Origin of the sequence: uncultured Thiohalocapsa sp., from assembly GCF_913063425.1 — a bacterium.
Lineage (GTDB): Bacteria > Pseudomonadota > Gammaproteobacteria > Chromatiales > Chromatiaceae > Thiohalocapsa.
In genome coordinates this window covers 36,444-47,605 of sequence record NZ_CAJXYK010000047.1, presented here as the reverse complement: position 1 = coordinate 47,605, position 11,162 = coordinate 36,444, and the positions used below count along the sequence as shown (strand labels likewise).

The following is an 11,162-nucleotide window of genomic DNA, read 5'->3' as shown; positions in this document are numbered from 1 at the left end:
CGGATCTATCCCCAGCTGGACGAGCGGTATCCGGATGCGAAATTCATCCTCACGCTGCGGGATGAGGACGCTTGGCTGGCTTCCTTCGCGGATCAGTTCGCGACCGGCGGCCTCGACCCCTTCTCAGTGCAGCTCCACCGAGATCTCTACGGCACCGACCGCTTTGATGCCAACCTCTGTCGGCAATCGTTTCGGGAGCATGCTGCCCGTGCGAAAGCTCATTTTGCGGAGCAGGAACGCTTCGTCCAGCTCGACATTGAGGGCGGCGCAGGCTGGAAGCCGTTGTGCGATTTTCTGGGACTACCTACACCGGACCTATCTTTCCCGCACCGTTTCAGGCGATCTGAACGGCGTCGCGAGTTGCGCCGCATGATGGTTCAGCGCTTGCTCGGGGGTTGATCGGGCCACTGATGCCTGCGGCTGCGTTACCCGGATAACGACGACGCTTCGGCGCGAGCTTTGCCCCGAGTCATAGTAGCCTGTCGGGTCTCTCGACTTCGGGGTGCGGTGTTGATCGCTGCGGAGTCTAGGCTGCCTGCCCGTTCACTAGACAGCGCCGGAAGCGGTCGTCTGGCCCGCCAGCGCTTGTCGCAACTGCGCGAGGAAGCTGTGCATGTTTTGAACAGCAATGTCCCGATTGACAACGAAGCAGTCTGCGACGCGAGCGGCGAGTATCCGGCGGACAAAACCGGTGCGTGATTTGGTTCCTGTCTGAGGCTAGCAACCCGTCAGTTGCCCGTGATCGGTGGGCATCGAGGGCTTGCAGCCGCGTTCCGCCCTGCCCCAGTTGGACCGCAGCCCAAAAATCGGATTCCGGGGACGTTGTTGGAGTACCCTGCGGTAAGCGATGCAGCCTAACAACGCTCTTCTGCGCCTGAAGACTTTGATGGGTCAAACTTTACACTATGGGAGGCTGGCTTAGACTGTGAGCGCCCAACCGGCTTCCTGTGGCCTGGGTAAAGTCTTGATATTTTTCAGTGCGTTACGACTAAGCAACGCCGTTAGGGCGCCGATGCCAGAGGAACGGGTGTCCAAATTCTTTACAATTGCAGGCCATAGTCTGGAGTGGGCCGGGATGAGATGGCGGACAAAAATATGTTTTGCAATAGGTTATGAGTTCTGGTGCACCGTTTGCAGGCATCGGACGAGCATCGGAGCGTCCCTGAAACGCCAGGAGTGACTGCCCGGCGACGGATGGAGGGGGCGCCCCGGCGGTGGGCGTCGAAACCGCAGAGCCGCCTTTCGGCGTTCACCATCGCGAGCAGCGATTCGGCCGGGCCCGCCTCCCCGTGGGGAGCGCGGCAATGCCGAGTCATTGCCAACAGAAATCCGACGTCAGCAATTCAAACAACACATAGGGTAGAAAATGCAGAAACGGCTTAGATCGCAAGTCCGACAGTATCTCTTGGCGTCATTCTGCCTTATCGCCCCGATGTCCGCGGACGTCGGCGCAGTGCTTACGGTCACCAATTGCATAACCAACCCGGGTGCATGCTCTTCCGATGTTCCTGCGGTCCAGGACGGCGTGAACATGTTGAACAACGGCGGCTCCTTCCTCCAGTACCCAGACGCCGTCGCCATCGGCGGCGCAACAATGTCGGGGGTTTTCGCCCCCGACCAGTCGACAACCTTAAGCGGCGTAACGAGCTACGAGGGATTTGTGCCCGCGCCGCCGACCCCTGCGGCACCCCTGCGGTTGGTCGGCCAAGGCGCAGATCGGAATCTGCTGATCGCAGACGGCAGTCTGCTTAGCTCAGCGCTGATCGGCAAGAATGTGGTTGGTGGCCTACTCGCCGGGACGTCGACACCCGGCGCCTTTTCAATCCTGTACGACTTGGACCAAGAGATTATCGGTCTTGACGTCATCGGCGTCGAGTCTGCAACGAGCTTCGTGGAGTTGTATGCCTATGGGCGTGATGGCGCGTTTATAGGTTCGTCAATCTTTCCCGATCTTGCCACGGGTGGGGCTTTGCTGCAGCCGTTCATCATATCGGCGAATCAACCGATAGCGGGGATATCTATCATCAGTGACGACCCATCCGGCGTCGCGGTAGCTAATCTGCGGTATACGCCAGTGCCACCGACTGCGGCCATGTTTGTTGTTGGTCTGGCCATACTGGCTTTCCGGGCGTTGCCGGCGAGAACGTCCGGCCGAGAGCGCTGTGCAGGGGTTTGACGCTGGGCGAGATCGCGCTGTCGCCGGGAGTTCTGGTCAGGTCGGCGCGCCATCGTGACCCCCGGTTACGGTCCTGGCGGCATGCACGCCGTGGGGCTTGGTCCGGCCTCTTCTTTGGGCGGAAAAATGGCGCGCGTGATCGGCGTGACTGCTGATGGGGGAGAAGCCTCCCCCAATCCGCGCGGTCTGAACTACGATCCGTTGACGAACGGGTTGTCGCCGCCCTGAATGTTGCCTCCGCCCTTAGTCAGTACGGACATGATGTCGAGAGTTTGCAGTCGTGGAGGGGCATATTCTTTGCGAACTCTACGGTTAGCGGACACGTCTTCTCGCGGCTTGGTGTGCGGTTCGGCTTCTTTCGCCATGTCGTCATACTCCGAGGTGACTAGTTACATCTTTGCTGAACCCAACTGACGAGTGTCAAAGCGTACAGCGCCGGCAGCGTATAGGGGAAATCTTGTGGAACTTGTCGGGGAAAGTCAAGTGCTGCATTCAGCTGTCTCCCCATCCTGGAGCTGCCATCCAGGTTTGCAGTAAGTGCTGCCGCTGCCGCTTTACCGGCATCCCACGCGTCCAGCTGTGGGCGCATTAGGTTGAATTTTCTGGCGTCACAGACGCTTTTGGGAAGCAGCCCGCGCATGGCTTGGCGTGGGAGGAGTTTCCTGCGTCCAAGGCGGCCCCACAACTCCGGCGGTGTGCTCAGTTGAAACGACGCAATTCGTAGGTCAAAGAACGGGTGCTGCGCCGTGATGCCGTATCTACCCGCGTTCAGCCGGTACGCGTCGCATGCGTTGAGCGACGCGCTGGTCCGCAACCGCAACAAAAATTCGTGCTCGAATGTATTTAGTCCCCTGGTAGGAATAGCTTCCCGAAGCAGCGCCTCCGCGTCAGCGATATGCGCTTGCCTTAGGCGTGGTGAAATGCCGCCGAGGGTCTTGGTAGTTGGCAGCAGACGCCGGGTCATACGGCGCGCCGTAATGGAAGCCGAGGGTCCTATCGCGTGTTTGAGTAGAGGCACCGCCCCGGCTTGAGTGATCGCGGCCGCAAGTCCGACCACTCCATGGCCTCGGTCTCGCCAAGCGCCGCGTATCAGTGACCAATCTCCTTGTAAGAGGAGGTTAAGGCTGTCCGCGCCTGGGCGACCCTTGGTCATTTCATCTCCACCGGTTCCGCATAGAATGACGTCGGCGCCGATTGCATCTGCTTCACGTGCGCCATGGATTTGGAATGGATGGTTGAGCGCCATGGGCGATTCGGGGCGCGGGGCTGCCTTCAGAGGCAGGTATTCGTGCGTCAGCGCAGTGCCATCCAGGGTCAGTACTCGCACGCCGAAGTGCTGCCAAAGCGAGCGCATGACCTGCATCTCTTCGTTACAATCCGGGTCGTCGTAGACGTGCGAGATACATACGATTTCCAAGCTCTGCTCATGTGCTAGCCTCAGGGCCAGTGCAGCGATGGAACTCGAGTCCAGGCCGCCGCTCAACTCGACCAGAAGCGTTCCGGATCGGGTTCGCATCCGATCGTTAACGCAGGCTTGAAGTAGTTCTCGATAGTGCTCACCGTATTCCCTTGCGTCCGCGTAGCGAATTCGTTTTTGGATGTGCTCCGGCGACCACCATGAAGTCACGCGGCGCTCACCCTGGTGATCGATCAGGCTGCTGCCGGGCGGGATGATGCCGATTCCCTCGAATAGACTGCGCGTCCGCAAGGGAAGTCCGGAGAGCGATAGGAGTAAGTCAGGCATGGAGAACCCGAGCGCTATACCTGGGGCGGCAAGAGCGCAGCTAAGTTCCGAGGTCAGTAGCAAGGCTCCGGACGCGAGATGTACGGTAAATATGCGGTAGCAAGCGAGCGCATCCCCGGCAGCGAAGAGTCGCTGCCGTGTCAAATCGTAGAGGGCAAATGCGTAGTCGCCGTCGAAATGTCGACAGCAATCGTCACCCCACCGTAGGAACGCGGCTAATACGAGGTCCTGATCGCTACAGTCTGCCGGAGGCACACCGCATTCAAGACGCAGCTGCGCGGCAAGCTCAGAGCGACAGTTCAGCCGGATGTCCCCGACAATCAAGTAGCGGCCGCTGCAGTCGAATTTTGGGGCGCCACCGTCATCGGCCAGCTCCTCTGCGGTGTAAGGCATGGTGCCGACTGCAACGCGTCCCTCGGCGTGCAGGTGGTGTTCGCCATCGCCCATGTAGTCAATCGGTTCTAACAATGACTGCACTTCGGTGGGCTTTGCCGTGACGCCGGGTGGATGCAGGATGAGTGCGAAGATTGCCATAGTCAGAGCGGAAACAGACGATGTATCGGTATCGGTTCTTTGATCTTCCCATATTGGTGGACTTTCCGGTTCCCGAACTGCCCTCGATGCTTTCCGAGCAAGAGGCGACGGATCAGATCCGTGTTCGTCTGAAGTCCGGTCTTGAGCGCCCGAAATGCTGGTACGTGGAGTGGCCGGCCGCCGCCCCGGTGCCGGAAGTGCGAGCCGGAAGTATCCAGGGCGGCTACCTGCTGGACTATCCGCGGGTTGCGGCCTATCGAATCGACGACGACGGGTGCAGCATTGATTGTGAACGGTACGCGGGAGCTGCAATGTCTGAAGTGCGGCGGTTGCTGATCGACCAAGCTCTGCCAAGGCTGTTCGCGCATCGGGACAATCTGGTTCTGCATGCGGCCGGTGTCGAGTTGTGGGGCTCTGCAATCTGCCTTATGGGCCCCAGTGGATTCGGCAAGTCGACACTGAGCGCCGCCCTTGTCGGCGTAGGTGGCACCGTTCTTTGTGACGACGCGCTGCGCGTGGACTGCTGCGCAACCGGAGTATCGTGTGTGGGTGCTTATCCCGGAATGCGACTGTGGCCGGATTCCGTTGCGCGCACGCACATTTCCGGATACCGGCAATCCCCGGTATCACCTGTCAGCTCCAAGCTTCGCTGTCTCCCCGAGGTATCAACCGAAGCCGCGCAGCTGGTACCACTGGGGGGCGTCGTCCTACTTGACCAACCTGTCGAAGGAGGCCCAGGGCACATCGAACTGTCGCCCACAACGCGGATGGAGGCGATGGCGTATCTGCTGTCGCAATGTTTTAAGCTGGATACGAGCGACAGCGGGCATGTATCCAGAATCTTGGGCAAGATCGGCTGCGTAGTGGAGGCCAAGCCCGTCGTGCGCATCAGCTATCCGAGGCGGTATGAGTTGTTGCCCTCGGTTGTCTCGATGATCGCGTCGGGACTTCTAGGGCGAAGTGCAACAGGTTGAGTTTTTGGGGATTGCTTTCCTGCTGGAGTGAAACACACGCTAGGGTTCGGCTCAAGGCCGACTGCGCTAGTGCCGCCGGTGGCGTTCGGGAGGTCAGGTTTTCAGTGGATACTGTTGCGCATTCGGTGTACTGCCCCTCGATTAAAGCAATGCAACGGAGATCGATTCGGTGCTCGACGCGCTTGGCCGTCACCCGGATCGGACCGTTCACTTTACAGGACGCTATGCATCGACTTGCCCTTCAGAGGGGGCGGGATCTTCGGCATTGGGTTAATTTGACCGACTGCCGCTCAACTTTGTGAAATAATCGCCGATTGTTGGACTATCACCGACGACTTTTCCCTGCGACTCTACCCAGGCGTGCGCCTCAAAGCCCTTTTGGCCGCGTCGCGCGGCGAACTGGATCTCCGCGCTGATGCCGCGACAATGAAGTAAATGAGCGATGAGCAGTGAACGGCGTAAGCAGGTTGCGCGCAAAGCGCCTCGCCTTGATGCTGTGAGTACGGCCCAAGCAACGTCTCGCACCATTTGGGCTTGGGAAGCCGGAAGTGGCCGGACGCTGAGACAACTTTTCAGCAGCAGTTTACGCGCACGGTTGTATCCGGCGACGCGCAGTAGGACGTCAATGGTTGGGAGCAGGAAAAACGATTTAATGAGCAATGAGCGCCGTTGCGAGGACAAGCGGAGAAAGCGGTTGATCGCGAATATCATCTCAGTCAGATCGAACGACTGACGCGAGCCCGCTTTCGATCAGTACGCCCGCAAAGCACAATAGGTCGCTCTCGCACTGGTGTTTGGACACGGCGTAAGAGTGGATGATCCGATCACGGATCGCAGACAGCGACACCTGCTCCTGGATACCTGACCAGATCAGCGCGCCGGTCCCATCGATCACGAAGTACGTCTCGGTACCTAGGTGCAATACGATGACCTCGTCGCCAATGGCTTGCGAAACGACTTGGGGCTCTAAGCGAAGGGTGCACTCGATACTCAGGCTAGGGGTTTCTCCCGTAGACATGATGACACCGTTAAGCCGCGGACAACAGTGAATGCTGATCGCGGGGCGCAGTAGTGGGGAAACGTTTCACGTTCTCTCAGTCGGTCTGGATGCCGCTGTTACGGCCCGGATTGTGCTGATTCCAACAGTGCGTGTACGTGTGTTCCTTTTGGAATACCAGCTGCTGGCTTACGAGCGCCTTTCCGGGGGCTTTGTGCTGGCGGTATCGAGTTGGCGGTCATTGAGTTCAGATGGCCAGCGCAATCGCATGGTGTTGCCCCTGTGCGGCGACGAATCCACAACTGCGGTTGCAAGCGCGCAACACGGACAGGCGACAAAGCACCGAAGTACCTACCGAGGTTCCTTCTCTCTTGCGACCAGCGCATAAGCCGAATGGTTATGGATCGATTCGAAGTTCTCGGCCTCCACCACATAAGCGCTGATGCGCTCGTCATCGTTGAGACGGCTGGCGACGTCGCGGACCGTGTCTTCGACGAACTTGGGGTTATCGTAGGCGCGCTCGGTGACATGCTTCTCGTCCGGGCGCTTCAGCAGGCCGTAGAGCTCGCATGAGGCCTCGGCCTCCACCATCTCGATCAGCTCCTCGATCCACAGAAACCCACGGGTCGCGGCCTGCACGGTGATGTGCGAGCGCTGGTTGTGCGCGCCGTAGTCTGAGATCTCCTTGGAGCAGGGGCAGAGGCTGGTCACCGGCACCACGACCTTGATGGACATCTGCGGCTTGCCGTCGCGGATCTCGCCGATGAGCGTCACGTCGTAGTCCATCAGGCTCGGCACGCCGGTGACCGGGGCCTGCTTCCGGACGAAGAACGGGAAGCGCATTTCGATGTGACCCGCTTCGGACTCCAGCCGCTCGGCCATTTCCGCGAGCATCTGCTTGAAGGTGGCGACGCCGATCTCGTCCTCGTGGCCGTTCAGTATGGCCACGAAGCGGGACATGTGCGTGCCTTTGAAGTTGTGCGGCAGGTACACGAACATGTTGAATGTGGCCACTGTGTGCTGCTCGTGCCCACTACGGTCTTTGATGCGCACAGGGTGGCGGATGTCTTTGATGCCGACCTTGTCGATGGCGATGCGGCGACTGTCGGCGCTCGCCTGCACGTCGGCGATGGTGTGGGTTGTGGCCGTGGAAAGCCTGGAATCCATTGACTGCGTCCTCGAAGGGCAGGGGCCCGCTGATGGGCGCTACCGGCATGTGCCGGCTGTGCTCGGCGGGAAAAGATCTGCGCCCGGCGCGTCGAATCAAACCGGGAATCCGTAGGGATATTGTTCGGCGGGACCGGTACTTGCGTGTCTCCCGATTATCCGGCATCGCATCGGGCAGGGCAAATCATGCCCGCAGGTCCCGGACGGACAGCCTGAGGGCCCCACCTGCGCAGACCGTGGTCACACGGCCGGGTCAGCGATCCCGGCTGATGATGTAGCGGGCAATCCAGCGCAAGGGGTCGGCGCCCGCGTCGAAAGAGGCCAGTGCCTCAAGCGCCCTGTCCACCAGGTCCTGTGCTGCCCGATGGGCTGTCTCCAGCCCGAGCAGCGACGGATAGGTGGCCTTGTGATGCGCCGCGTCGGCGCCGCTCGTCTTACCGATGACGGCCGTATCCCCCTCCACATCCAGCAGGTCGTCCTGAATCTGGAAGGCGAGGCCGATGCAGGCGGCGTAGTGGTCCAGTGCGTCGGCTTGCGCCTGGGGAGCCTGCTCAGATGCGAGGGGCGCCATGCCGACGGCGGCGCGGATGAGTGCGCCTGTCTTGTGACGGTGGATGTTCTTGAGGGCGTCCAGGTCGAGCTGCTGGCCTTCGGAGGCGAGGTCCAATGCCTGGCCCCCCAGCATGCCGGCGGCGCCCGCCGCCTGTGCCAGCAGGGCGACCATGCGGATGCGCGCCTGCGCCGTGTTGTGGCTGTCCTCGGCGAGCACGCCGAAGGCGAGCGTCTGCAGGGCGTCGCCCGCCAACAGCGCCGTGGCTTCTCCGAAGGCCTTGTGGCAGGTGGGCCGACCGCGGCGCAGGTCGTCGTCGTCGAGCGCCGGCAGGTCGTCATGCACGAGGGAGGAGGCGTGGATCAGCTCCAGCGCTGCGGCGGCTGTGTCCACCCGTTGCCGATCCAGGCCCACGGCGTGGGCGGCGGCGTACGCGAGAATCGGCCGCACGCGCTTGCCGCTGCCGAGCACGGCGTAGCGCATGGCCTCGTGCAGGCGTTCGGGTGAGGCATCAGCGGCGGGAAGCACCGTTTCGAGCACGCCCTCGACGCGCTCGCGGCACTGCGCCATCAGAGATGCGAGTGCGTCTTGACTCATGCTGGGCTGCTGCGGTGGGTATCTCTTTGTTGCCTTGGCGCCGGCGGTGTGCGCAGGAGGCGGGCTCAGCCGTCGGCGGCATCGCCGAAGGGCTCCGGGGCGGCGCTGTCCGACGGCTCCGTGAGAATGCGCACGCGCTGCTCGGCGGCATCCAGCGCCTGCTGGCAGGCGCGGGTCAGGCCGATGCCGCGCTCGAACACCGCCAGCGACTCCTCCAGCGTCAGATCCTCGCCCTCCAGCCGGTCCACCAGCTGCTCCAGCTCGTCCATGGCGCGCTCGAACTGCGGCGGCTCCGTGAGGGCGGGCTGCGCGGCGGCAGCCGCGCCGGACGTGGTCGACGCGGTGGTGTCTTGCGGTGTGCTCTGCTTGGGGGTTGGGCGAGTCATGGGGCGTGTCATGGGCGGTCTGTACCATCGGCCGCGGGTAGGGTAGTTTAGCGCGGTTTTGCGGTTGATTTCCGCAGCCCGGACAAACCGGCCGGCGCCGGCGCAGCAGCCGACAGCGCCCCGCCCGAAGGAGCACTGCCCCGTTCATGAAAGGCACCTACGACGCCTCTGCCATCGAGGTCCTGAGCGGCCTCGACCCGGTGCGCAAGCGCCCGGGGATGTACACCGACACCACCCGCCCGAACCACCTGGCGCAGGAGGTCATCGACAACAGCGTCGATGAGGCCCTGGCGGGCCATGCCACGCGCATCGACGTGACTCTGTTCGCCGACGGCTCCTGCGAGGTCGCGGACGACGGCCGCGGCATGCCGGTGGACATCCATCCGCAGCAGGGGCTGCCGGGGGTGGAAGTGATCCTCACCAAGCTGCACGCGGGCGGTAAGTTCAGCGCCGGCAGCTACCGCTTCTCCGGCGGCCTGCACGGCGTCGGCGTGTCCGTGGTGAACGCCTTGTCGCAGCATCTGGAGGTCTGGATCAAGCGCGACGGCCAGGAGTACAACATGACCTTTGCCCACGGCGACAAGGTGTCGAACCTGGAAGCCGTGGGCAACGTCGGCCGCGGCAACACCGGCACCCGGCTGCACTTCTGGCCGGACCCGAAGTACTTCGACAGCCCCAAGTTCTCCGCCCGCCAGCTCATGCACCTGCTCCGCGCCAAGGCGGTGCTCTGCCCGGGTCTCGAGGTGCGCTTCCGTGACGAAGCGAGCGGCGAGGAGCAGACCTGGTGCTACCAGGACGGCCTCAAGGACTATCTGCAACAGGCGCTCGCCGACCTGCCCACGGTGCCGTCACCGCCCTTCGTCGGCACCATGGAGTCCGACAACGAGGCCGCCGCCTGGGCGGTCACCTGGCTGCCGGAGGACGGCGACCCGGTCACCGAGAGCTACGTCAACCTGATCCCGACGGTGCAGGGCGGCACCCATGTCAACGGGATGCGCACCGGGCTCACGGAGGCGGTGCGGGAGTTCTGCGAGTTTCGCAATCTGTTGCCCCGCGGCGTCAAGCTGGCCCCGGAAGACGTCTGGGCGCGGGCGAGCTGGATTCTGTCCGTCAAGCTCGTGGAGCCGCAGTTCTCCGGCCAGACCAAGGAGCGGCTCTCGTCGCGGGAGTGCGCGGCCTTCGTCTCGGGGGTCGTCAAGGACGCCTTCAGCCTCTGGCTCAATGAGCACGTGGCGGATGCCGAGCGCATCGCCGAGCTCGCCATCGCCGGCGCCCAGGCGCGGCTGCGCGCCGGACGCAAGGTCACCCGCAAGAAGGTGACCCAGGGTCCGGCGCTGCCCGGCAAGCTCGCCGACTGCACCAGCACGGACCCGGAGCGCAGCGAGCTGTTCCTGGTGGAGGGCGACTCCGCCGGCGGCTCCGCGAAGCAGGCCCGCGACCGCGAGTTCCAGGCCATCATGCCGCTGCGGGGCAAGATCCTGAACACCTGGGAGGTGGACCCGGCAGAGGTGCTGGGCTCGAAGGAGGTGCACGATATTGCCGTTGCCATCGGCGTGGACCCGGGCTCGGACGATCTGAGCCGGCTCCGATTCGGCAAGATCTGCATCCTGGCGGACGCGGACTCCGACGGGGCGCACATCGCGACCCTGTTGTGTGCGCTCTTCTACCGGCACTTCCCGCGGCTGGTGGCGGAGGGCCATGTGTATGTGGCCATGCCGCCGCTGTATCGCATCGATGTCGGCAAACAGGTGTTCTATGCGCTGGACGACGCCGAGCGGCAGGGCGTGCTGGACCGCATTGCCGCCGAGAAGCTCAAGGGCAAGGTCAGCGTTCAGCGCTTCAAAGGGCTCGGCGAGATGAACCCGTCCCAGCTGCGCGAGACCACCATCCACCCCGACACCCGCCGGCTGGTGCAATTGACGGTTGAACCCGACGACGGCAGCGGCACCTTGATGGACATGCTGCTGGCGAAGAAGCGCGCCGCCGATCGCCGCGCCTGGCTTCAGGAGAAGGGGGATTTGGCGGAGGTTTGATCAT

General features: G+C 62.6%; 11 protein-coding genes. 4 read left to right on the top strand and 7 right to left on the bottom strand.

Annotated elements, in window-relative coordinates:
- Both QZ607_RS20600 and QZ607_RS20595 read left to right on the top strand, forming a co-directional pair.
- On the top strand, positions 1-399 hold a 399-nt coding region (locus QZ607_RS20600; protein ID WP_295886521.1), incomplete at its 5' end, for a sulfotransferase.
- 1,033 nt (positions 400-1,432) lie between these two features.
- Entirely contained in the window at positions 1,433-2,176 is a 744-nt protein-coding gene (locus QZ607_RS20595) for a hypothetical protein (protein WP_295886518.1), read from the top strand.
- Between the two features lie 191 nt (positions 2,177-2,367).
- Here the strand turns inward: QZ607_RS20595 and QZ607_RS20590 are convergent, their stop codons facing one another.
- Together QZ607_RS20590 and QZ607_RS20585 are read right to left on the bottom strand one after the other, a co-directional pair.
- Positions 2,368-2,541 (bottom strand): hypothetical protein, encoded by a 174-nt coding sequence (locus QZ607_RS20590; RefSeq protein ID WP_295886514.1) that lies wholly within the window; start codon positions 2,539-2,541, stop codon positions 2,368-2,370.
- 20 nt (positions 2,542-2,561) lie between these two features.
- On the bottom strand, positions 2,562-4,454 hold the full coding sequence (locus QZ607_RS20585) for an asparagine synthase-related protein (RefSeq protein WP_295886512.1): 1,893 nt from the start codon (positions 4,452-4,454) through the stop codon (positions 2,562-2,564).
- A 20-nt stretch (positions 4,455-4,474) separates the two neighbouring features.
- On the opposite strand from QZ607_RS20585, the gene QZ607_RS20580 reads away from it, so the two are divergent.
- Positions 4,475-5,428, top strand: a complete 954-nt coding sequence (locus tag QZ607_RS20580; protein WP_295886509.1) for a hypothetical protein — start codon at positions 4,475-4,477, stop codon at positions 5,426-5,428.
- A gap of 270 nt (positions 5,429-5,698) precedes the next feature.
- On the opposite strand, the gene QZ607_RS25970 is transcribed toward QZ607_RS20580, so the two are convergent.
- The 5 genes from QZ607_RS25970 to QZ607_RS20565 all read right to left on the bottom strand — a co-directional run bounded on the left by QZ607_RS25970 (position 5,699) and on the right by QZ607_RS20565 (position 9,125).
- Positions 5,699-6,139 (bottom strand): lasso peptide biosynthesis B2 protein, encoded by a 441-nt coding sequence (locus tag QZ607_RS25970; protein ID WP_367268231.1) that lies wholly within the window; start codon positions 6,137-6,139, stop codon positions 5,699-5,701.
- A gap of 1 nt (position 6,140) precedes the next feature.
- Positions 6,141-6,446, bottom strand: a complete 306-nt coding sequence (locus QZ607_RS25965) for a PqqD family protein (protein ID WP_367268230.1) — start codon at positions 6,444-6,446, stop codon at positions 6,141-6,143.
- A gap of 330 nt (positions 6,447-6,776) precedes the next feature.
- Complete coding sequence (gene folE2 / locus QZ607_RS20575; protein ID WP_295886506.1) at positions 6,777-7,592, bottom strand: GTP cyclohydrolase FolE2; 816 nt, start codon at positions 7,590-7,592, stop codon at positions 6,777-6,779.
- A gap of 253 nt (positions 7,593-7,845) precedes the next feature.
- On the bottom strand, positions 7,846-8,739 hold the full coding sequence (gene ispA / locus QZ607_RS20570) for a (2E,6E)-farnesyl diphosphate synthase (RefSeq protein ID WP_295886503.1): 894 nt from the start codon (positions 8,737-8,739) through the stop codon (positions 7,846-7,848).
- A gap of 65 nt (positions 8,740-8,804) precedes the next feature.
- Positions 8,805-9,125, bottom strand: a complete 321-nt coding sequence (locus tag QZ607_RS20565; RefSeq protein ID WP_295886500.1) for an exodeoxyribonuclease VII small subunit — start codon at positions 9,123-9,125, stop codon at positions 8,805-8,807.
- A 146-nt stretch (positions 9,126-9,271) separates the two neighbouring features.
- On the opposite strand from QZ607_RS20565, the gene parE reads away from it, so the two are divergent.
- Positions 9,272-11,158: a DNA topoisomerase IV subunit B gene (parE, locus tag QZ607_RS20560; protein ID WP_295886497.1), complete on the top strand. Its 1,887-nt coding sequence runs from the start codon at positions 9,272-9,274 to the stop codon at positions 11,156-11,158.
- Positions 11,159-11,162: the final 4 nt, after the last annotated feature.